This window comes from Devosia sp. 1635, assembly GCF_013185955.1.
Classification (GTDB): Bacteria; Pseudomonadota; Alphaproteobacteria; order Rhizobiales; family Devosiaceae; genus Devosia.
In genome coordinates this window covers 467219-488852 of record NZ_JABAOM010000003.1, presented here as the reverse complement: position 1 = coordinate 488852, position 21634 = coordinate 467219, and the positions used below count along the sequence as shown (strand labels likewise).

The following is a 21634-nucleotide window of genomic DNA, read 5'->3' as shown; positions in this document are numbered from 1 at the left end:
CCCTGTCCAGACCAAGAGTTCTCGCTGATGGTCCCCTGAACGCCCCCAGTCATGGACAAGCTTTGCTCACCTTCACGCCAATGAGATATCAAGCTTTCTTTATATCCGCCTTGACCGCTACGGTCCCCGGTGCCAAAACCACCCCTGAAGAGGGGAAATGCTGCCCTTCTGACGGTAGCGGAGAACAAGGCGTGGCACGCTCTTCTTATCTTTTCACCTCTGAGTCGGTTTCAGAAGGCCATCCGGACAAGGTCTGCGACCGTATTTCCGATGAAATCGTGGACCTCGTCTTCCGCGAAGCCAAAAAAACCGGCATGGACCCGGCCAAGGTCCGCATTGCCTGCGAAACGCTGGCGACCACAAACCGCGTGGTGATCGCGGGTGAAGTGCGCGTGCCCGAAACACTGCTGAAAAAAGACAAGGACGGCAATGTCGTGCTCGACGCTGCCGGCCAGCCACGCGTCAATCCGGCCAAGTTTAAGGCCGCGGCCCGCAAGGCGATCCGTGCCATCGGTTATGAGCAGGCAGGCTTTCACTGGAAAACCTGCAAGATCGACGTGCTGCTGCATGGGCAATCCGCCGATATCGCAGCTGGTGTGGATGAAGCGGGCAACAAGGATGTCGGCGCAGGCGACCAGGGGATCATGTTCGGCTATGCCAGCCGCGAAACCCCCGAACTGCTGCCAGCACCGATCTTTTATGCCCACAAGATTCTCGATGTGCTGACCCAGGCGCGCAAGTCGGGAGTGGGTCCGGCGGCCGTGCTGGGGCCCGATGCGAAATCGCAGGTGACGGTGCGCTATGAGAACGGCAAGCCGGTTGGTGTTACCCAGATCGTGCTCTCGACGCAGCACCTTGATGAAGACCTGACCTCGGCCGATGTGCGAACGATTGTCGAACCCTTCGTGCGCGAGGCCCTGCCCGACGGCTGGATCGATGACGCCACGGTGTGGCACGTCAATCCAACCGGCAAGTTCGTGGTTGGTGGCCCCGATGGCGATGCCGGACTGACCGGCCGCAAGATCATTGTCGATACTTATGGCGGGGCTGCCCCCCATGGTGGTGGCGCCTTTTCAGGCAAGGATCCGACCAAGGTGGATCGCTCGGCCGCTTATGCAGCACGCTATCTCGCCAAGAATGTCGTAGCAGCAGGTCTGGCCGATCGCGCGACCATTCAGCTGTCCTATGCCATTGGCGTGGCACAGCCGCTCTCGATCTATGTGGACCTGCATGGCACGGGCAAGGTCGAGGAAGAAGCCGTGGAGCTGGCTCTGGGCCAGGTTATGGATCTGACCCCGCGCGGCATCCGCACTCATCTCGATCTCAACAAGCCCATCTATGCCAAGACTTCGGCCTATGGCCATTTCGGGCGCAAAGCGGGACGAGACGGCTCGTTTTCGTGGGAAAAAACCGACCTCGTAGGGGCGCTCAAGGCGGCGGTAAAGTAGGAGCCCTTGGCGTAACAGGCAGCGGCCTGCTATAGCCGCGAACCTGATGACCAAGACCGCTCACCAACTTCCGCAAACGCGCGCGGGTGAACCGCGCGCTTTTTTTGGCCGCCGTTCCGGCAAGAAGCTCCATGGCGGGCAGCAGGCGGTGTTCGACGCCACCCTGCCCGCGCTTGAGATCGAGCTCGAAGGATCACTCGATCCCCGCTCGCTGTTTCCCGACGCCAACGAGATCATCGTCGAGATAGGCTATGGTGGGGGTGAGCATCTTGCCCTTGAGGCCGGCCGGCATCCGCAAACCGGCTTTATCGGCTGCGAAGTGTTTACCGGCGGCATCGGCAAGATGGTGCAGACCATCGCCGCGCAGGGGCTGCGCAATATCAGGCTCTTTACCGATGATGCCCTCAAGCTGCTGATGGCGCTGCCGGACGCCAGCCTCGACGGCGTTTACCTGCTTTATCCCGATCCCTGGCCCAAGACGCGACACCACAAGCGGCGCTTTGTGTCGCCGACAACACTGGGGGAACTCGCGCGAGTGATCCGCCCCGGTGGGAAGTTCTATTTCGCCACCGACATCGAGGATTACGCCAATTGGTGCCTCGCTCATATCCTGCGCAGCCCCGATTTCGCGTTCAATCCCGGTGGTGCAGGCGAGTGGCACGAGCCTTATCCTGGCTGGGAAGCGACGCGGTACGAGACCAAGGCGCGCCGGGAAGGCCGGATGGTGTCGTTCTACTTCAGTTTCGAGCGTCGCTGATGGAAGCCTTGCAGCGCTGGCAATACAGCGCTATATAAGGGTTCAACATCTCTGGCAGTTTGCAGAGTGGGCGCCTTCCCGGCCCCGCTCTTTTTTATTACCTGAAGGTTCAATGCCAATCGATCTTACTGAAAAACGCTTCATCAAGGAAACCGGACTCGAGCAACGGCTGGCAGCCATTATCGAGCCGGTCGCCAACAGCCTTGGTTATGCCCTGGTGCGGGTGAAGGTCACCCAGGAAAATGGCATGACCTTGCAGATCATGGCCGAGGACGAGAACGGCCGCTTTGCAATCACCGATTGCGAAACCCTGTCCAAGGATCTCTCCCCGGTGCTGGATGTCGAGGACCCGATCGACCGCGAATATCACCTAGAAGTGTCGTCGCCAGGCATTGATCGCCCGCTGGTGCGCCGCCGCGACTTCGAGACCTATATCGGTCATGAAGCCAAGGTGGAACTGGCCGATGCCCTTAATGGCCGCAAGCGCTTCCGCGGCATCATTAAGGCCGTCGAGGATGATGCCTTCGTCATTACCATTCCCGATGCGCCGGGCGGCACCGATCCCGATTTCCGCCTGCCCTTTACGGCTCTTGCCGAAGCCAAGCTGGTTATGACCGATGCCTTGATGGAAAAGGCGCGAATCGACCAGGAAGCCCATCCCATCGATGACGACGAAACGGAAACGGTTGAGTTCACCGATCCCGGCGACGACGATGAAGACGACCAAATCGTTCAGGAGACCCACTAAATGGCCGTTAGCGCGAACAGACTCGAGCTCTTGCAGATTGCAGATGCCGTCGCCCGCGAGAAATCGATCGACCGCATGGTTGTGATCGAAGCCATGCAGGACGCCATGGAAAAGGCCGCCAAGGGCCGCTATGGCGCGGAAACCGAGATCAAGGTCGAGATCAATCCCCGCTCGGGTGAGACCCGGATGTGGCGCCTGCTGGAAATCGTTGACGAGGTTGAAGAGCCCAGCCGTCAGGTTGACCTGAAGACCGCCCAGATCAAATCGCCTACCGCCAAGATCGGCGACTTCCTGACCGAACCCCTGCCCCCAATGGAATTTGGGCGCATTGCCGCTCAGTCGGCCAAGCAGGTTATCGTGCAAAAGGTGCGCGATGCCGAGCGCGAGCGCATGTATGACGAATACTTCAACCGCATTGGCGAGATCGTCAACGGCACCGTCAAGCGGGTTGAATACGGCAATGTGATCGTGGATCTGGGCCGGGGCGAAGCCATTATCCGGCGCGACGAGCTGATTCCGCGCGAAATGTTCCGCTATGGCGATCGCGTGCGCGCCTATGTCTATGACGTGCGCCGCGAGCAGCGCGGTCCGCAGATTTTCCTGTCGCGCACCCATCCGCAGTTCATGGCCAAGCTGTTCATGCAGGAAGTGCCCGAGATTTATGATGGCATCATCACCATTCGCTCGATTGCCCGTGATCCGGGATCGCGCGCCAAGATCGCGGTGACCTCGTCGGACTCTTCCATCGACCCCGTGGGCGCATGCGTTGGTATGCGTGGCTCGCGCGTGCAGGCCGTCGTGGGCGAACTGCAGGGCGAAAAGATCGACATCATCCCGTGGACCGACTCCATTGCAGATCTGGTGGTTTCGGCGCTGCAGCCGGCAGATGTTGCCAAGGTTGTGCTCGACGAGCAGGCCGAGCGCATCGAAGTCGTGGTGCCCGATGAGCAGCTGAGCCTTGCCATTGGCCGCCGTGGCCAGAATGTCCGTCTTGCCAGCCAGCTCATTGGCTGGGATATCGATATCCTGACCGAGCAGGAAGAAAGCGAACGGCGTCAGAAAGAATTCACCGAGCGCTCGACCCTGTTCATGGATGCCCTTGACGTGGACGAGATGGTTGCCCAACTATTGGCTTCTGAAGGCTTCTCGTCGGTTGAAGAACTCGCCTATATCGAACTCGATGAAATCGCGTCGATCGAGGGCTTTGACGAAGAAACGGCTGCGGAAATCCAGAACCGCGCGACCGAATATCTGGCCGCCATTGATCGGGCTCACGACGAGGAGCGCCAGGCACTCGGTGTCGAGGACGATCTTTACGAGATCCCGGGCCTGACTGCCGCCATGCTGGTTGCTCTGGGCAAGGATGACATCAAGACCGTCGAAGACTTCGCGGGCTGCGCCGCCGACGACCTCGTGGGCTGGAGTGAGCGCAAGGACGGCGAAACCAAGCGGTTCGAAGGCACGTTGAAGGACTTTCCGGTCAGCCGCGAGGAAGCTGAAGACATGATCATGCAGGCGCGCGTGCGGGCCGGCTGGATCAACGAAGACGAACTGCCTGGCGCGCAGGCTGAAGAAGGCGAAGACACTCAAGCAGAGGCGGCGGTTTAAGCCGCCTCAAGGCAAGGGAGCTCCGTTTGGCCCGGCGCGAAGAAACAACGCGGATGTGCGCACTGACTCGGCAAGAAAAGCCGGTCGCCGAGTTGATCCGCTTTGTGCTCGGCCCCGACGGGGTTCTGGCCCCCGATACGGAGGCGAAGGCCGATGGGCGGGGCGTCTGGATCAGCCTCAACCAGCAGGCCGTTGCCGAGGCGGTGAAAAAGAAGGTGTTCGGGCGCAGCCTCAAAAGCGAGGTTGTGGTCCCCGAAGACCTGCCTGGGCTGGTGCGAACCCGGCTTGAGCAGCGCTTGTTGCAGGCCCTGAGCATGACGCGCAAGGCGGGGCAACTGGTGACCGGGGCGACCAAAGTCCGCAGTCTCCTTGCCACGGGCGAGCTGGTTGCGCTGATCACCGCGTCCGACGCCTCGGCGGATGGACGCAGCAAGATGGTAGGACCCCTCAAGGCCCTTCATCACGCCGCACGCGAAGAAGGCGTGGACGACTTTGAAGTGCCTCATCTCGAATTGCTCTCTTCGGAGCAATTGGGTTTGGCACTTGGCCAGGAAAATGTGATACATGCTGCCCTAACGAAAGGGGCGGCAGCCCAATCGGCAGTGGAAAAGGCCCGCAGACTGGCCCTTTACACCGCCCAAGCGATGGCCGACAGCACCGACCGCCCTGCGGTTGACGGTGCTGTTTTGCCAGACGAACGAGTTTGAGAGACGCGAGATACATGGCTGATAACGACGACAAGCGCATCGACGACACTTCTGGCGGGGGCAAGAAGACGTTGACATTGAAGGGGGGTCCGGGTGCCGGAAACCGCCCCGGCATGTCGCGTCCACAGTCGCGTACCGTGGTGGTCGAGAAGCGCACGCGCCGCGTGCCCACGCCGGGCGCCCCGAGTGGTGCACCGCAGCGGCCCCAGTCAGCGGCTCCGGCCCCTGCCGCCGCGGCGAGCCAGCGGCCAGCGCAAAGCCAGCGCCCTCCCCAGAGCCAGCGTCCGCCGCAAGGTCGCCCGGCCGGGCAGAGCCGTGCCCCCCTGGGCCTGTCAGCTGCTGAAGCTGAAGCCCGGCGCAACGCCCTGTTGCAGGCCGGCGCGCGCCAGGCGGAGGAGCAACAGCGCTTTGCCGCCGAGGAAGCCCGCCGCGTTGAGGAAGATGCCCGCCGCCGCCAGGTGCGTGAAGAGGCGGCCCGGCTCGAAGAAGAGCGCCGTCGCGCCAGCGAAGCGGCATCAGAGACACCTGAGCCATCCAGCCCTGCCCCTCAGGCTGAAGCAGCTCCAGTTGCAGCTGCGGCCGAGACATCGGCTCCCACTCCTGCCCCGGCAGAAGCTGCTGCACCCGTTGTTCCAGCGTCTCAGCGCAATCCCGGGCCGAGCAGCGTTCGTGTGGTTGCCGGCCGCCCAGGCCAGCCGCCTCGGCCAACGCGCCCGGCAGGCGACCGCCCCAACCCCAATCTGCGCCCCGCAAGCGAGCGCGGCGCAGGCGCTGCACTGCGCCCCGGTGCTGCCACGGCCCGTCCGTCGGGCACTGCCACTCGTCCTGCGGAGGCTCGTCGTCCAGCGGGCGCTGGCATGGCACCGATCGGCAATGTGCCGCCAGCACCGCCCAGCGAAGCCGATGGTCGCAAGATCCGCACCAGCGCGCCCACCAATCGGGGCCCGATCAGTGAAGCTGAACTGGAAAATGCCCGCCGCGCATCGCGCGCCACGCCGGAGCGTCCGACGCGCCGCGTTGGTGAGGATGCCAATGCTCGCGGCCGGTTGACGGTTACCAATGCCGGCGCCGAAAGCGACCGTGATCGCGGTCCCTCGCTGGCTGCAATGCGCCGTCGTCGCGACAAGAAGATGGGCCGCAACCAGCAGGTGGCGCCCAAGCTTAGCCGTGAAGTGACCATTCCCGAGGCGATCACCGTCCAGGAACTGGCCAACCGCATGGCCGAGCGCGCCGTTGACGTCATCAAGCTGTTGATGGCCCAGGGCCAGATGATGAAGATCAACGACATCCTCGATGCCGATACGGCCGAGCTGATTGCGACCGAACTCGGTCACACCGTCAAGCGCGTGTCGGAAGCCGATGTTGAAGAAGGGCTTTATGATCTGCCCACCGATGACCGGGCTGAGGATCTGACTAATCGTGCGCCCGTCGTGACCATCATGGGTCACGTGGACCACGGCAAGACCTCCCTGCTCGACGCCATCCGCGAAGCCAATGTGGTGAGCGGGGAAGCCGGTGGCATCACCCAGCATATCGGCGCCTATCAGGTGGAAAAGAACGGTGCACGGATCACCTTCCTCGACACCCCGGGCCACGAAGCCTTTACCGCCATGCGTGCCCGTGGTGCGCAGGCGACCGACATTGCCGTTTTGGTTGTGGCAGCCGATGACGGCGTGATGCCTCAGACCATTGAATCCATCAAGCACGCCAAGGCGGCCGGTGTTCCGATCATCGTAGCCATCAACAAGATGGACAAGCCCGATGCCAACCCGACCCGGGTTCGCACCGAGTTGCTGCAGCACGAAGTGTTCGTTGAAACCATGGGCGGCGACGTGCTCGATGTCGAGGTTTCCGCCAAGACGCGCGATGGCCTCGACAAGTTGCTCGAAACCATCCTGCTGCAGGCCGAAGTGCTTGAGCTGCGCGTGGCGCGCGACGGCCGTGCCGAAGGCCTTGTGATTGAAGCCAAGCTCGACCGCGGTCGCGGTGCCGTTGCGACGGTGCTGGTGCAGCGCGGCACGCTGGCGATCGGCGACATCGTCGTGGCTGGTACCGAATTTGCGCGCGTTCGTGCGCTGATCAACGATCAGGGCGAACAAGTCAAAGAGGCCGGTCCCTCGGTCCCTGTTGAGGTGCTGGGCTTTACCGGCGTGCCAAGCGCTGGCGATCGGTTCTCGGTGGTTGAAAGCGAAGCACGGGCTCGCGAAGTCACCGAATACCGTCAGCGCGTTATCCGCGAGAAGACTGCTGGTGGCGGCGCGACCAGCCTTGAGCAGATGATGAACCAGCTCAAGGCCTCGGGCATTGCCAAGTTCCCCTTGATCATCAAGGGCGACGTGCAGGGTTCGGTGGAAGCGATCGTGGCTTCGCTCAACAAGCTCTCGACCGATGAAGTGTCGGCGCAGATCCTGATGAGCGCCGTGGGCGGGATCACTGAATCGGACGTGACCCTGGCTTCGGCCTCGAACGCGATCGTTATCGGTTTCAATGTGCGTGCCAACAAGCAGGCCACGGATCTTGCGACCCGCGACGGGATCGAAATTCGTTACTACAACATCATCTATGATCTTGTGGATGATGTGAAAAATGCGATGAGCGGCTTGCTCAAGCCTGAGCGCCGCGAGACCTTCATTGGTAATGCGGAGATCCTTGAGGTCTTCCAGATCACCAAGGTCGGCAAGGTCGCCGGTTGCCGGATCACCGAAGGCATGGTGGAGCGTGGCTCGGGCGTGCGTTTGATCCGCGACAACGTCGTGATCCACGAAGGAAAGCTCAAGACTCTCAAGCGCTTCAAGGACGAAGTGAAGGAAGTCCAGACCGGCCAGGAATGCGGCATGGCCTTCGAGAACTACGAGGACATGCGTCCCGGCGACGTCATCGAATGCTTCCGCGTCGAGACGGTGCAGCGCACGCTGTAGGCTTAAAAACACTGAAATTGAAAAGGGGCGCGGATCGGATCCGCGCCCTTTTTTGCTGCCTTGGTCACAAAGGGGCCATGTAGCTGAACGGGTTCTGAACAGCCGCTGAGGGCTTGTTCATGCGCGAAGCGGCACACCTAGCCGCGCCCCTGCCGATCGCCGCCCAAGCGCAGTTATGAGGCGCGCAAAAAACCACACGCGGCCCCGGAATCAAATGGCGGCAAACAAAAAGCCCGCTCTCGACGAGAGCGGGCTTTTGATGCTGGACCGGGTCATTGCCGCGACAGCGGCGTTCTTTGGTTCGGTGACTACGGGATCCGAAAAAAGGAGCCCCGCTGCCGCGGCAATGACCCAATCCGTTTAGTTGTAAACGACCACGCGAGTGCCGGTGGGAACGCGCGAATACAGGTCGATGATGTCCTGGTTCATCAGGCGAATGCAGCCAGAGGAGACATTGGTGCCGATGGTGTAGGGCTCGGTCGTGCCGTGCAGGCGGAACAGGGTGTCCTGCCCGTTCTTGTAGAGGTAGAGCGCGCGCGGACCAAGCGGGTTGGTCGGGCCGCCTTCAAGACCGCCGGCATACTGGCCATAGCGCTCGGGTTCGCGATTGATCATGGACCGGGTCGGGGTCCAACGGGGCCAGGCAGCCTTGCGACCGACCGTGGCATTGCCGCGGAACTCAAGAGCTTCGTCCTTGCCCACACCAATGCCGTAACGCATGGCGCGGCCGTTTTCCTGCACAAGGTAGAGGAAGCGGTTGGGGGTATCGACGATGATGGTGCCCGGGCGCTCGTCGGTGACATATTCCACTTCCTGGCGCCACCACTTGGGGTCGACACGGCGCAGGTCCATGGCGGCGACGGGATGAGGTTCATCGAGCACGGGTCCGTACATGGACACGTAGAACGGATCAATGGTCGGCTCTGACATCGTCGGCGCACGACGCGACGTGGTACAGGCAGCCAGGGCGAGGGGTAGTCCAATCATAAACAGGCGGCGGTTGAGCACAGTAGTTCCCTGGTGGAGCGGCTGAACGAAAAAATGGTGATTCAACAATGACCTAAGCCCCGTGACAGCCATTGTCGAGTGCAGGAAAGCATCACTACGCCAACGCTACGTTAACGCGTGGGTTGCCTCGCAGAGATGTGAAATGTGGTGTTGCAAAGGCGCAACTAAGGCAAAGGGGCCCGGTTTGATACCGAGCCCCCTTGGGAGATGTTTTTCGGCTTATTCGGCCGGCTCGCTCTTTTCGACTTCCTTGCCGGTTGCCTGATCGACAACCTTCATGGAGAGGCGGACCTTGCCGCGCTCGTCAAAGCCCAGGAGCTTGACCCAGACCTTGTCGCCTTCCTTGACCACGTCGGTGGTCTTGGCAACGCGAGCCTCGGCCAACTGCGAGATGTGCACGAGGCCATCCTTGGCGCCGAAGAAGTTCACGAAGGCACCAAAGTCAGCAGTCTTCACGACCGTGCCCTGATAAATGGCACCAACTTCGGCTTCGTCGGTGATCGAGCGGATCCACTTGATCGCCGCTTCGATCTGAGCGCCGTCCGAGGACGAAATCTTGATGGTGCCGTCATCATCGATGTTGATCTTGGCGCCGGTCTTTTCGACGATCTCACGGATCACCTTGCCGCCGGTGCCGATCACTTCACGGATCTTTTCGGTCGGGATCTTCATGGTTTCGATGCGCGGAGCGAATTCGCCCACTTCGCTGCGCGAAGCGGTGATCGCCTTGGCCATTTCGCCCAGGATGTGGATACGACCGCCCTTGGCCTGTTCGAGGGCGATCTTCATGATCTCCTCGGTGATGCCGGCGATCTTGATGTCCATCTGGAGCGAGGTGATGCCTTCTTCGGTACCCGCCACCTTGAAATCCATGTCGCCCAGGTGATCTTCGTCACCGAGAATGTCGCTGAGCACAGCAAACTTCTCGCCTTCGAGGATCAGGCCCATGGCAATGCCGGCCACGGGACGGGCCAGCGGCACGCCAGCATCCATCAGCGCCAGCGAAGTGCCGCAAACGGTGGCCATCGAGGAGGAGCCGTTGGACTCGGTGATCTCGGACACGACGCGGATCGTATAAGGGAACTCTTCAACCGAAGGACGGATCGGGTTGATCGCGCGCCAAGCGAGCTTGCCATGGCCGATTTCGCGACGCCCTGGGGAACCCATGCGGCCAGCTTCACCCACCGAATATGGAGGGAAGTTGTAGTGCAGCAGGAAGTTCTGCTTCTGGGTGCCTTCAAGCGAGTCGATATATTGCTCGTCTTCACCGGTGCCGAGGGTGGCAACCACCAGCGCCTGGGTTTCGCCGCGGGTAAACAGCGCCGAACCATGGGTGCGGGGCAGAACGCCAACTTCCGAAACAATGGGACGAACGGTCTGCAGATCGCGGCCGTCGATGCGGTAGCCGGTGTCGAGCACGTTCCAGCGCACAACCTTGGCCTGGAGCGACTTGAACACGGCGCCAACATCTTCGGCCGAGATCTCGCCGGCATCAACGCGGGCAGCAAAATGCGCCTTGGCCGTTGCCTTGACCTTGTCGACCGCGTCGTAGCGATCTTCCTTCTTGGTGATCTTGTAGGCAGCGCGCAGATCGGCTTCGATCACGCCGAGCATTTCGGTTTCGATGGCCGAGAAATCCTCGGGCTCGAAATCGCGGGCGTCCTTGGCGGCCAGCTCGGCCAGCTTGATGATGGCGTCGATGACCTTGCGCGATTCGGCGTGGCCGAACATCACGGCGCCCAGCATGACTTCTTCGCTGAGTTCCTTGGCTTCCGATTCAACCATCAGCACGGCATCCGCAGTGCCCGCCATGACGAGATCGAGCTTGGAGTCGGCGCGACGGTCAACCGGCAGGTTGAGGACGTATTCGCCATTAACGTAACCAACGCGCGCAGCGCCGATCGGGCCCATGAAGGGCACGCCCGAAATGGTGAGGGCGGCGGAAGCGGCAACCATGGCCAGAACGTCAGGATTGTTTTCCATGTCGTGCTGGAGAACGGTAACGATCACCTGGGTTTCGTTCTTGTACCCATCGGGGAACAGGGGACGGATGGGGCGATCGATCAGGCGCGAAGTCAGCGTTTCAGCTTCGGTCGGGCGACCTTCGCGCTTGAAATAGCCACCGGGGATCTTGCCGGCGGCAAAGTATTTTTCCTGGTAGTTGACGGTCAGCGGGAAGAAGTCGATGCCCGGCTTGGGGGACTTGGCGCTGACGACGGTGGCCAGAAGCACGGTTTCGCCCAGGGTGGCGAGAACGGCACCATCGGCCTGGCGCGCAATCTTGCCGGTCTCGAGGGTGAGGGGCTGGCCGCCCCAGTTGAGCTCTACCTTGTGGTGATCAAACATGTGTTTGTCTTTCATCTCTGCCCAATGACCCGGAGCGCGGCGCATAGCGACCGCGAAGTCATCGAGTGTGTCCGCACCGAGCGCCGCACCCCATGTGCCGCGCCGGCTCAAAACCAGACACTGTTTCGGTTCGGCGGGCTGAAACATGGGCAAGACAACAAGACGCTCCCCGAATGGTGGGGCGCCTCACGGATTCAAAACCAAGGAAATGATTTTGCAGTGCGTGAGGCGGGGAGCGGCCAATAATCCTGCCATGCTCCGGCGAACGCCGGTCTACGCTTCCGACCCCTTGATCTTCGCGTGAGGGCGGCCTGCAAGTCCGTTTTTGCGGTTCCGGTGCTGAGGTACCGATGTACGCTCCGCTCCGGTTCTCGAAAACCGAACTTTCGGCTCGCCCTGACGCAATCTCAAGGCGCCGGCGACAGATGCGGAACCGGGTCCCGCATCCGCAAATCATCTGACGTCGCTTAGCGACGAAGGCCGAGACGTTCGATCAAGGTCTTGTAGCGATCCTCGTCGATCTTCTTGACATAGTCCAGAAGGCTGCGACGGGTCGAAACCAGCTTGAGCAGGCCGCGGCGGGAATGGTTGTCCTTGGCGTGACCCTTGAAGTGCTCGGTCAAGTTGGCAATGCGCTCGGACAGAATGGCGACCTGCACTTCCGGCGAACCGGTATCGTTTGGCTTGGTCGCATATTCCTGGATCAGGGCGGTCTTGCGCTCAGGAGTAATCGACATCGGGCATATCCTTTCAATTGGGAGGATGGGTCGCCCCGGCCGGGATGTCGTCCAGGCGGGGCCGAATAAACTGACGGGGCAAAGCCCGCCAGTTGCCCTGCCCTATACTGCATTGGAGCGCGGAAAGCCAGATTTTATTGGATTACCAAACAGGCGATAGCCGCCACACCAGGGGTGCAGCGGCCATCAACCGGGTCGTGCAGGCGCTCAGTACTTGGCGATGGGGTCGCTGGCCGGGAAGCTTTCGTCGACGGCCTCATCCACTTCATCCCAATCCTCGGGTTTGTCGGCCTGGGACTCGCCGCCGGCTGGACGGATCTGCACCGGGGAATCCTTGGGGCCGGGCTTTTCGCCGTCCTTGAGTGCCGCTGCGCCTGGCGTGGTCGGATCGGTCATGATGACCTCCTTGAAAAAGTTAGCTCACGTTAAACGGCGCGGGGGGCCGGAAGTTGCAGGGAGCGCTTGGGTCTGGCGGCAGGCTCTGGTAAAGGAGCGCCATGACCCAGACGCGTGCCAACACCAAAAAGCTGTTCATCAAGACCTATGGTTGCCAGATGAACGTTTATGACAGCGACCGCATGGCCGATGCGCTGGCGCCGCACGGCTATGAGGCGACAACCGAGATCGGCAATGCCGATCTCGTGCTGCTCAACACCTGCCATATCCGCGAAAAGGCGGCCGAAAAGGTGTTTTCCGAGCTGGGGCGCCTCAAGGAATTGCAGGCCGAGCGGCGCGCCGATGGCGCCGACCTGATGATCGGGGTGGCCGGTTGCGTGGCGCAGGCCGAAGGCGAGGAAATCGCCCGCCGCGCGCCCGTAGTGGATATGGTGGTGGGCCCGCAGGCCTATCACAAGCTGCCCCAGATGCTGGCCGAAGCGCAAGCGCGGCGCGCCGTGCACCCCTCGCTGCGGCGCACCATCGTCGACACCGAGTTCCCCGAAGAAGACAAGTTCGACCACCTGCCCGCGCCGAAGCGCGAAGTGACGATCAAGCGCGGGCTTACGGCTTTTTTGACGGTGCAGGAAGGCTGCGACAAGTTCTGCTCGTTTTGCGTCGTGCCTTATACCCGCGGCGCCGAGGTCAGCCGGCCGGTGCGCCAGGTGCTGGCCGAAGCGCGGGGGCTCGTCGAAGCGGGGGTGCGCGAGATCACCCTCCTCGGGCAAAACGTCAATGCCTATCACGGCTTGGCCGATGACGGCCGGGTAGTAGGGCTGGGGGATCTGGCTTATCTGCTGGCAGAAATCGACGGGCTGGAGCGGCTGCGCTACACGACGAGCCACCCGCGCGATATGGACGAGGCGCTGCTCGCCGCCCATCGCGACCTGCCCATCCTGATGCCTTATCTGCACCTGCCGGTGCAGTCCGGGTCGGACCGGATTTTGAAGGCGATGAACCGGCGCCATACGGCGGCGGAGTATTTGGCCCTGATCGAGCGGATCAAGCTGGCGCGCCCGGACATGGCGCTGTCGGGTGATTTCATCGTCGGCTTTCCCGGGGAAACTGAGGCCGATTTCGAGGACACGCTCGCGATCATCCGGGCGGTGGGCTACGCCTCGGCTTATTCGTTCAAATATTCGACGCGACCGGGTACGCCCGGCGCCAATCTGCCCGACCAGGTGCCCGAAGAGGTCAAGACCGAGCGGCTTTATCGGCTGCAGGAGCTGGTGAATGCCCAGACGACGGCATTCCACCATACTTGCGTGGGCAAGACGCTGCCGGTGCTGATCGAGCGGGTCGGGCGGATGCCGGGCCAGGTCGGCGGGCGCTCGCCTTATCTGCAGGCCGTACATCTGGAAGGGAGCACCGCGCTGATCGGGGCCATCCACCAGGTGGAAATCGTGGGCACTTCGACCAATTCGCTGGTGGGGCGGCTGGCGGTTCCTACGCAGATGCCGCAGTTTGGGCGCAGCGAGACGCTGGTCATGAACGTGGGTTAAGCCGGCGGGCGCATAGCTGCGCTTGCGCGAAGGAGCGGCTTGCGCGCGGGCCTGGGCGTCACAATATTACTGCTGACGCGGGGACAAAATCGTCCTAGCCTCGTTTAACCCTTGCTGGCAGCGCCAGTGTTCCGTTCCCTTGAGGAGCCCCAGTTTTTTTGAGCAGGCATTTGGCACCCACCGCAGACAACGCACTGGCATCCCAACTCGAACTCGCATTTGAAGACAATCGCCTGGCGGCGCAGCTTTATGGTGATTTCGACCAGAACCTGGCGCTGATCGAGCAAAGGCTCAAAGTGGCGGCGGCGCCGCGCGGCAATCATGTGCTGCTCAAGGGCGCTGCAGCGGCCGTAGACCAGGCGCGGCGCGTGCTGGAATCGCTTTATGCCTCGCTCGAGGAAGGGCGCGCGCTCGGGATTTCCGACGTGGATGGGGTCATCCGCATGATCGAAACCGAGGACAGCCAGCTCACCCTCCCGACGCTCGAGCGCAAGGGCAAGGTGCGCATGGCCCAGATCGCCACACGCAAATCCACCATTTTGGCGCGCACCCCGGCGCAGGACGCCTATATGCGCGCCATGGATCGGGCCGAGCTCGTGTTCGGGGTGGGTCCGGCCGGCACGGGCAAGACCTATCTGGCGGTCGCGCATGCCGCTTCGCTCCTCGAACGCGGGGATATCAACCGCATTATCCTGTCGCGCCCGGCGGTGGAAGCGGGCGAGCGGCTGGGCTTTTTGCCCGGCGACATGAAGGAAAAGGTCGATCCCTATCTGCGCCCGCTTTATGACGCGCTCTACGACATGATGAAGAGCGAAAATGTCGAGCGCTGCATCACTTCGGGGATCATCGAAGTGGCCCCGCTCGCCTTTATGCGCGGGCGCACGCTGGCCAATGCGGTGGTGATCCTCGATGAGGCGCAGAACACCACCTCGATGCAGATGAAGATGTTTTTGACCCGTTTGGGTGAAAATTCCAAGATGATCGTGACGGGCGATCCGACGCAGGTCGACCTGCCGCGGGGCGAAAAGTCGGGGCTGGTTGAGGCCGTGGGGTTGCTCGACGGGATCGAGGGCGTCCATGTCTCGCGCTTTGGCGACAAGGATGTGGTGCGCCATGCCCTGGTCGGGCGGATCGTGCGGGCCTATGAGGCCGACACGACCCGCAAGGCGCAGGAAAAGCTTGCCGAAGGGGTGGCCCGCTGAGCGCTTCCCCACTCGAGATCGCGGTGATCCGCAACAGCGACGCCTGGCCCGAAGATCTCGACCCGCTCGCGGAGCGGGCGGTGCTGGCCGCGCTTGCCCATAGCAAAGCACGTATCGCGGGCGCTGCCGAAATCTCGATCCTTCTGACCGACGATGCCGAACAGCGCGAACTCAATGCGCAATGGCGTGGCAAGGACAGCTCCACCAATGTGCTGAGCTTTCCCCAGATCGAGCCCTTTGGCCCGGTGGTCGGGATCCTTGGCGATATTACGCTCGCCCACGAGACCCTCACGCGCGAAGCCGAAGAGTTGGGCAAGAGTTTTACCGATCACTTTACCCATCTGGTGGTGCATGGATTTCTCCACATCCTGGGTTATGATCATATTGTTGAAGACGAGGCCCTTCAAATGGAGGGGCTCGAAACGCAGATATTGGCAAGTCTGGGGGTCGAGGACCCCTATGCCGATTAGCGCCCGCAGGGCCCACACCCCTTCCCACAGCAGAAGAGCCGCCGTTTGCGGCATGAAACAATGACCGACAGTGACAGTTTGGGCCACCGACCCGAAAATGCCGAGCCTCCTTCTTCCCCCGCCCCCGCGCCGGTAGCCGCCCGGGGGCTTTCGATCCTGAACCGCATCCGCTCCATGCTGGTGCGCGGCACGGCGTCCCTGCGCGAAGACCTGCAGGAGGCGCTGGACGAGCCGGGAAGCGCCGAAACCGGCGACTTTTCCGAAAGCGAGCGGACGATCCTGCAGAACGTGCTCAAGCTGGGCAATGTGACGGTGGGCGATGTGATGGTGGAGCGCTCGGACATCCAGGCCATCGAGGCCGATGTCAATCTGGGCACGCTCCTGGCCAAGTTCCGCGATGTGGGCCATTCCCGCCTGCCTGTCTACGAGGACGGGCTCGACAACATCCTCGGCTTCATTCACGTCAAGGACGCGCTGCGGCGCATTACAGACAGCGTCAACGATCCCGAAAAGGACGTGCCGGTCAAGCTGGTGTCGCCGGCGCTGCGCTCCAAGATCGGCAAGCTCGATCTCGTGCGCACGGCGATGTTCGTGCCCACCTTCATGCCGGTCGGGGACCTCTTGCAATCCATGCGCGCCAGCCGCGTCCACATGGCCATCGTCATCGACGAATATGGCGGCACGGATGGGCTCGTCACCATCGAGGACCTGCTCGAAGCGGTTGTCGGCGAGATCGAGGACGAGCACGACGAATTCACCGCTGCCCTCATCCGCAAAGTGGGCGAAGACACCTATATCGCCAATGCCCGGGCGGAGTTGGCCGATGTGCAGGCGCTGCTCGGGCCCGATTTCGATCCCGGCACTTATGCCGAGGAAGTCGATACGGTGGGCGGGCTGGTGTTCGACCTGGCCGGACACGTGCCGAAGCGTGGCGAAAAGGTCGGCGGACTGAAGGGGTTCGAGTTCGAGGTGCTGGCTGCCGATAGCCGCCGTATCAAGCGCTTGCGCATTCGCCGGGTGCCCGAGGGTGGCGCTCCCGAAGAGCCGCTGGCGATCACCGATCAGCGCAGCGAAGGCGAAAAAGCCGCCTCCTGATGAAAAAAGCCCGGATCGCTCCGGGCTTTTTTTGTCAGTGAAGGATAGCCTAGACCTGCTGGACGGCTTCGACGCCGGGCACGAAATGGCGCAGCAGGTTTTCGATGCCGTTCTTGAGGGTCGCGGTCGAGGAAGGGCAACCCGAGCAGGCGCCCTGCATGTGCAGGAACACGGTGCCTTCCTTGTAGCCCTTGAAGATGATGTCGCCACCATCCATCGCCACGGCGGGACGCACGCGGGTGGAAAGCAGCTCCTTGATCACCTCGACGGTTTCGCTGTCTTCGGCCTCGAAGAACTCGGCGCCATCATCGGCAAAGTCGGAAGCGCCCTCGCCTTCGGGCGCCAGCACCGGCTTGCCGGAAAGGAAATGATCCATGATCACGCCCAGAATGGCGGGCTTGATATGGGCCCAGTTGGTGTCGTCCTTGGTGACCGAGATGAAATCGGAGCCCAGGAACACGCCAGTCACGCCGGAAATGGCAAACAGGCCCGTCGCCAGCGGGGACGCTGCGGCAGCATCGGGATTGCGGAAATCGCGCGGCTCGCCCACCAGCACATCGCGCCCCGGCAGGAACTTGAGGGTCGCCGGATTGGGCGTGGCTTCGGTCTGGATGAACATGGCGCTTCCTTGCCGTGGACGTGTTTAGAACGCTTCTAAAATAGTCTTTTCGCGGCGCGGTGCAAGAGGCTTTACGCGACCTCGCGCCGCGTGGCTCCCATGCGCTGCGGGCGGTACAACGCGGGCATGATCCAATGGTTTCGACGACTAGCCCTCTTGGAGGGCATCACCACGCTGGCGCTGTTCGGCATCGCCATGCCCATGAAGTATGTTTCGGGCAATCCCAGCCTCGTGCCGCCCGTCGGGGCCGCGCATGGGGCAGCGTTTGTGCTGTATCTGCTGGCCATGCTGGTGTGCCTGCCGGGCAAGGGTTTTACGCCAGGGGAGTGGGTGCGCACGGCACTGGCGGCCTTTGTGCCGCTCGGGACGTTTGTTAATGATGGGTTGTTGCGGCGCAAGCAGATGGCCGTGGCGGCGCGGGACTGAACGGGCGAGGCTGAGCGATCTGCTGGCTTGGTGCTTGACCATCGACCCCCTCCCCGGCCCTCCCCTCAAGGGGGAGGGAGGGCAGGAGCATAAGCGCTTTTGCGAGGGAAAGATCGGGTGGACACCGGTCATGGGAGTTGCGCCTCCCTCTCCCTTGAGGGGTGGGATTGAGGGTGAGGGTTCGGGCGGTCCCGCATAGTCCCAGTTTGTGGAGAGGCTCGAACCCCCACCCTGGCCCTCCCCTCAAGGGGGAGGGGACGATGGGGCGGATGGCTCGGTGCTAGCCTTGGCCGTAGATTGCCGACTTGCGCCAGAACTGATGGACCCCCTCCCCGGCCCTCCCCGCACGGGGGAGGGTGGGCAGGTGCCGTGAGGCTGGCGTCGCGTGCGTTCGCCCGCCGGTCACAAAAATTAGCAGATGGCGATGATTTCTTCGTCGGTCATGTGGCCGGGGACGATGGTGAGGGGGATGGGGAGGGCGTTGGCGCGGTTGGCGAAGTGGAGGACCAGGGGGCCGGGGCCTTCGGGGGAGGTGGAGGCGGCAAGGACGAGGATGGCGACGCCCTTGTCCTTGTCGATCACGCGCTCGATCTGTTCGGGGCCGCTGCCTTCGCGGATCACCGATTCCACCTTGATGTCGCCGATGGAGCGCAGGCGCGCGAGGCGGGTGTCGAGATTGCGCTCGGCTTGTTCCACGGCCTCTACGCGCAGCACTTCCTCGACGCCAAGGCCGATGAATTCGGGCGGCTCGACCACGCTCATCAGCACGACGGCGCCGCCGGTGCGCTTGACGCGATAGGCGGCAAAAAGAAGGGCGCGGTCGCATTCCTCGGTTTCATCGATGACGACGAGAAATTTACGCTTGTATTCGTTGGCGGGAACCATGCGGGCCTCCGTTAGCGGATAAAGCCGACGATCTGGCGCACATCGGCCATCACCGGCGCGGCAATGGCGCGGGCACGATCGGCGCCATCGCGCAGGATGCGGTCCATTTCGCCGCGATCGGCGACGAGGCGCTGCATTTCGTTGGCGATGGGCGAGAGCACGCTGACGGCCAGATCGGCGAGGGCGGGCTTGAATACCCCCCAGCCTTTGCCGCCATATTCGGCCAGCACCGCATCGACGCTTTGATTGGAGAGCGCGGCATAGATGCCAACGAGGTTTTCCGCCTCGGGGCGGCTTTCGAGCCCAGCCGCTTCGCTGGGCAGGGGTTCGGGATCGGTGGTGGCGCGCTTGATCTTTTTGGCCACCACATCGGCATCATCGAGCAGGTAGATGGTGGCGAGGTCGGACGTCGACTCGGACTTGCTCATTTTCTTGGAGCCGTCTTTCAGCGACTTGACGCGCATGGCGGGACCGGTGGCGAGGGTTTCGGTGATGGGGAAGAAGTCTTCCTCGAAACCCAGCTCGGCGATTTGCTTGCGGAAATCGTGGTTGAATTTTTTCGCAATGTCGCGCGTCAGCTCGAGGTGCTGGCGCTGGTCCTCGCCCACCGGCACGGCGGTGCTCTTGTAAAGGAGGATATCGGCGGCCATCAGCGAGGGATAGGCAAAGAGGCCGAGCGAGACGTTTTCGCTGTTTTCGCCGGCCTTGTCCTTGAACTGGGTCATGCGGGCCATCCAGCCCATGCGAGCCACGCAGTTGAAGATCCAGCTCAGTTCAGCATGTTCCATCACCTGGGACTGGTTGAAGATGATGGAGCGCTTGGGATCGAGCCCGGCGGCGATATAGGCGGCGGCGATCTCATAGGTGCGGCGCTTGAGATCCTCGGGCTCCTGCCAGACCGTGATCGCGTGCATGTCGACCACGCAATAGATGGTCTCGTGGGTGTCCTGCAGCGGCACGAACTGGCGGATGGCGCCGAGGTAATTGCCCAGATGCAGATCGCCCGAAGGCTTGATGCCCGAAAAGATGCGCGGGGTGAAGGTCATGGAACGCCTGGTCGAACGGAATGGGATCAGAGGGGAAGCATTATAGGGCAAATGCCCGGTATGGAACCTTGGAGTTGGTCAAGAGCCGGCAGGAGTTTGGCTTTTGGGCCGGCGACGGCGCAGGCGCGACACGAGGCCGCCCAGCGACTGGGCACCGCTGAAATGGGCCAGGGTGAAATAGGTCAGCGCGCCAAAAAGGCAAATGGCACCGAGCGCCACCACCTGCAGCAGGATGGACTGGCCGGGGGCAAAAATCGCCGCAGCGCGCGCGGCAAGGAGATAGAGCACCGCCCCCATGACCATGGCGACGAGGAGAATGGTGGCGAGGCGCCGCCATTCAGAGAGGCTCATGCGGAAATGGCCGCGACGGCGCAGGAAAACGGCAAGGAGGAGGACATTGAGCCAGGCGGAAGCGGAGGTGGCGAGCGCAATGCCCAGATGCTGGAGGGTCGGGAACAGCCAGAGGGAAATGGCAATATTGGCCGCAACCGAGACGCCGGCAAAGACGGTGGGGGTGCGGGTATCCTGGCGTGAAAAGAAGCCGGGCTGGAGCACGCGCACCAAAACAAAGGCAGGGAGCCCCACGGCGTAGCCGACCAAGGCCTGAGCCGTCAGCAGGGTGTCCTCGGGGCCAAACTGACCGCGCTCGAAGAGGACGCGGATGATGGGGACGGGAATGGTGGCGAGGGCCACGGCGGCGGGGAGCGAGAGCAGCATCGCCAGGAGCAGCGACTGGCTTTGGCTGGCGCGGGCTTCGGCCTCGCGGCCGGCGCCGATATGGCGGGAGAGCTCGGGCAGGAGCACGGTGCCGATGGCGATGCCGACAATGCCGAGGGGCAATTGGTAGAGGCGATCGGCATAGGCGAGGATCGAAATGACGTTGTCGCTGGTCGAGGCGATGATGGTGCCAACGAAGATGTTGATCTGGGTGATGCCGCCGGCAAGGATCGCGGGAATGGCGAGGACCCAGAAGCGGCGCACATCGGGGTCAAAGCGCGGCAGGCGCAGGCGGGGCACAAAGCCAGCGCGACGAATGGCGCCATAGACCAGCGCCAGCTGGGCAATGCCGCCGAGCATGGTGGCGATGGCGATCCAGAAGGCGGTATCGGCCTGATCGGGCAGGTTGAGGAAGGCCAGCGGCACAAGGGCGGCGATGTTGACGATGTTGAGCACGACCGGCGCGAAGGCGGAGGCGAAATACCGCCCCAGAGAATTGAGGATCGCCGCATAGGCCGACATCAGCGACATGCAGGCGAGGTACGGGAACATCACCCGGGTGAGGAAGACGGTGAGTTCGAGCTTTTGCGGATCATCGGCAAAGCCGGGCACGAACCAGACCATGATCTGGGGCATGAAGATCTCGGCCAAGATGGTCACCACCGCGATGGCGGCGACGAGCCAGCTCATGATGCGCGAGGCGAGTTCCTTGGCCGCGTCGTGGCCCTGCTGCTCGAGCGCGGTCGAGAACATGGGCACAAAGGCGGTGTTGAAGGCGCCTTCGGCAAAGAGGCGCCGGAACAGGTTGGGAAAGCGGAAGGCGGCGTTGAAGGCATCGGCGACGGGGCTGATGCCGAGCACCGCCGCCATCAGCGCATCGCGGGCAAAGCCGGCCACGCGCGACACGAGGGTGAGCCCGCCCACGGACAGGAAATTGCGGTATAGGCTCATGGGCGCGCG

Annotated in this window: 19 protein-coding genes; 11 read left to right on the top strand and 8 right to left on the bottom strand. The window is 62.5% G+C overall.

Annotated features, from left to right (window positions below; genetic code table 11):
* Positions 1-191 precede the first annotated feature (191 nt).
* The 6 genes from metK to infB all read left to right on the top strand — a co-directional run bounded on the left by metK (position 192) and on the right by infB (position 8186).
* Positions 192-1448 carry a methionine adenosyltransferase gene (gene metK / locus HRU92_RS14640; protein WP_172121747.1) on the top strand — a complete coding sequence of 419 codons (1257 nt, stop codon included), beginning with the start codon at positions 192-194 and terminating at the stop codon, positions 1446-1448.
* 46 nt (positions 1449-1494) lie between these two features.
* Complete coding sequence (trmB, locus tag HRU92_RS14635) at positions 1495-2205, top strand: tRNA (guanosine(46)-N7)-methyltransferase TrmB (protein WP_172121746.1); 711 nt, start codon at positions 1495-1497, stop codon at positions 2203-2205.
* A gap of 112 nt (positions 2206-2317) precedes the next feature.
* On the top strand, positions 2318-2953 hold the full coding sequence (rimP, locus tag HRU92_RS14630; protein WP_127755030.1) for a ribosome maturation factor RimP: 636 nt from the start codon (positions 2318-2320) through the stop codon (positions 2951-2953).
* Positions 2954-4561 carry a transcription termination factor NusA gene (nusA, locus tag HRU92_RS14625; RefSeq protein ID WP_172121745.1) on the top strand — a complete coding sequence of 536 codons (1608 nt, stop codon included), beginning with the start codon at positions 2954-2956 and terminating at the stop codon, positions 4559-4561.
* A 26-nt stretch (positions 4562-4587) separates the two neighbouring features.
* Entirely contained in the window at positions 4588-5268 is a 681-nt protein-coding gene (locus tag HRU92_RS14620) for an RNA-binding protein (RefSeq protein ID WP_282567768.1), read from the top strand.
* Positions 5269-5282: 14 nt separating this feature from the next.
* Positions 5283-8186, top strand: coding sequence for a translation initiation factor IF-2 (gene infB, locus HRU92_RS14615; protein ID WP_172121743.1), 2904 nt, complete (start codon positions 5283-5285; stop codon positions 8184-8186).
* A 360-nt stretch (positions 8187-8546) separates the two neighbouring features.
* On the opposite strand, the gene HRU92_RS14610 is transcribed toward infB, so the two are convergent.
* The 4 genes from HRU92_RS14610 to HRU92_RS14595 form a co-directional block, all read right to left on the bottom strand.
* The gene (locus HRU92_RS14610) at positions 8547-9173 is read right to left on the bottom strand and encodes a L,D-transpeptidase (protein WP_248307193.1); all 627 of its coding nucleotides are present in this window, start codon (positions 9171-9173) and stop codon (positions 8547-8549) included.
* Between the two features lie 240 nt (positions 9174-9413).
* Positions 9414-11540, bottom strand: a complete 2127-nt coding sequence (gene pnp / locus HRU92_RS14605) for a polyribonucleotide nucleotidyltransferase (RefSeq protein WP_173088421.1) — start codon at positions 11538-11540, stop codon at positions 9414-9416.
* 467 nt (positions 11541-12007) lie between these two features.
* Entirely contained in the window at positions 12008-12304 is a 297-nt protein-coding gene (gene rpsO, locus HRU92_RS14600) for a 30S ribosomal protein S15 (RefSeq protein ID WP_349236728.1), read from the bottom strand.
* 180 nt (positions 12305-12484) lie between these two features.
* The gene (locus HRU92_RS14595) at positions 12485-12673 is read right to left on the bottom strand and encodes a hypothetical protein (protein ID WP_127755023.1); all 189 of its coding nucleotides are present in this window, start codon (positions 12671-12673) and stop codon (positions 12485-12487) included.
* Between the two features lie 101 nt (positions 12674-12774).
* Here HRU92_RS14595 and miaB point away from each other — a divergent pair, with 101 nt between their 5' ends.
* From miaB to HRU92_RS14575, 4 genes are all read left to right on the top strand, one after another.
* Positions 12775-14214: a tRNA (N6-isopentenyl adenosine(37)-C2)-methylthiotransferase MiaB gene (miaB, locus tag HRU92_RS14590; RefSeq protein WP_172121740.1), complete on the top strand. Its 1440-nt coding sequence runs from the start codon at positions 12775-12777 to the stop codon at positions 14212-14214.
* A 170-nt stretch (positions 14215-14384) separates the two neighbouring features.
* Positions 14385-15416, top strand: a complete 1032-nt coding sequence (locus HRU92_RS14585; RefSeq protein ID WP_248307150.1) for a PhoH family protein — start codon at positions 14385-14387, stop codon at positions 15414-15416.
* Positions 15417-15439: 23 nt separating this feature from the next.
* On the top strand, positions 15440-15886 hold the full coding sequence (gene ybeY, locus HRU92_RS14580; RefSeq protein ID WP_349236658.1) for an rRNA maturation RNase YbeY: 447 nt from the start codon (positions 15440-15442) through the stop codon (positions 15884-15886).
* Between the two features lie 60 nt (positions 15887-15946).
* Positions 15947-16981: a hemolysin family protein gene (locus HRU92_RS14575; protein WP_248307149.1), complete on the top strand. Its 1035-nt coding sequence runs from the start codon at positions 15947-15949 to the stop codon at positions 16979-16981.
* Positions 16982-17030: 49 nt separating this feature from the next.
* On the opposite strand, the gene HRU92_RS14570 is transcribed toward HRU92_RS14575, so the two are convergent.
* A complete protein-coding gene (locus tag HRU92_RS14570; protein ID WP_172121738.1) occupies positions 17031-17600 on the bottom strand; it encodes a NifU family protein in 570 nt (189 codons plus the stop codon).
* Positions 17601-17726: 126 nt separating this feature from the next.
* Here HRU92_RS14570 and HRU92_RS14565 point away from each other — a divergent pair, with 126 nt between their 5' ends.
* The gene (locus tag HRU92_RS14565; protein ID WP_172121737.1) at positions 17727-18026 is read left to right on the top strand and encodes a DUF3817 domain-containing protein; all 300 of its coding nucleotides are present in this window, start codon (positions 17727-17729) and stop codon (positions 18024-18026) included.
* A gap of 411 nt (positions 18027-18437) precedes the next feature.
* Here the strand turns inward: HRU92_RS14565 and HRU92_RS14560 are convergent, their stop codons facing one another.
* From HRU92_RS14560 to murJ, 3 genes are all read right to left on the bottom strand, one after another.
* A complete protein-coding gene (locus tag HRU92_RS14560; protein WP_173088419.1) occupies positions 18438-18911 on the bottom strand; it encodes a universal stress protein in 474 nt (157 codons plus the stop codon).
* A gap of 11 nt (positions 18912-18922) precedes the next feature.
* Complete coding sequence (gene trpS / locus HRU92_RS14555) at positions 18923-19957, bottom strand: tryptophan--tRNA ligase (protein ID WP_172121735.1); 1035 nt, start codon at positions 19955-19957, stop codon at positions 18923-18925.
* 78 nt (positions 19958-20035) lie between these two features.
* On the bottom strand, positions 20036-21625 hold the full coding sequence (murJ, locus tag HRU92_RS14550) for a murein biosynthesis integral membrane protein MurJ (RefSeq protein WP_173088417.1): 1590 nt from the start codon (positions 21623-21625) through the stop codon (positions 20036-20038).
* Positions 21626-21634 lie beyond the last annotated feature (9 nt).

Coding starts and splice junctions, on each gene's coding strand:
- trmB (WP_172121746.1), top strand. CDS start 1,495: ATGACCAAGACCGCTCACCAACTTCCGCAAACGCGCGCGGGTGAACCG.
- rimP (WP_127755030.1), top strand. CDS start 2,318: ATGCCAATCGATCTTACTGAAAAACGCTTCATCAAGGAAACCGGACTC.
- nusA (WP_172121745.1), top strand. CDS start 2,954: ATGGCCGTTAGCGCGAACAGACTCGAGCTCTTGCAGATTGCAGATGCC.
- infB (WP_172121743.1), top strand. CDS start 5,283: ATGGCTGATAACGACGACAAGCGCATCGACGACACTTCTGGCGGGGGC.
- HRU92_RS14610 (WP_248307193.1), bottom strand. CDS start 9,173: ATGATTGGACTACCCCTCGCCCTGGCTGCCTGTACCACGTCGCGTCGT.
- pnp (WP_173088421.1), bottom strand. CDS start 11,540: ATGTTTGATCACCACAAGGTAGAGCTCAACTGGGGCGGCCAGCCCCTC.
- HRU92_RS14595 (WP_127755023.1), bottom strand. CDS start 12,673: ATGACCGATCCGACCACGCCAGGCGCAGCGGCACTCAAGGACGGCGAA.
- miaB (WP_172121740.1), top strand. CDS start 12,775: ATGACCCAGACGCGTGCCAACACCAAAAAGCTGTTCATCAAGACCTAT.
- HRU92_RS14575 (WP_248307149.1), top strand. CDS start 15,947: ATGACCGACAGTGACAGTTTGGGCCACCGACCCGAAAATGCCGAGCCT.
- HRU92_RS14570 (WP_172121738.1), bottom strand. CDS start 17,600: ATGTTCATCCAGACCGAAGCCACGCCCAATCCGGCGACCCTCAAGTTC.
- HRU92_RS14565 (WP_172121737.1), top strand. CDS start 17,727: ATGATCCAATGGTTTCGACGACTAGCCCTCTTGGAGGGCATCACCACG.
- HRU92_RS14560 (WP_173088419.1), bottom strand. CDS start 18,911: ATGGTTCCCGCCAACGAATACAAGCGTAAATTTCTCGTCGTCATCGAT.
- trpS (WP_172121735.1), bottom strand. CDS start 19,957: ATGACCTTCACCCCGCGCATCTTTTCGGGCATCAAGCCTTCGGGCGAT.
- murJ (WP_173088417.1), bottom strand. CDS start 21,625: ATGAGCCTATACCGCAATTTCCTGTCCGTGGGCGGGCTCACCCTCGTG.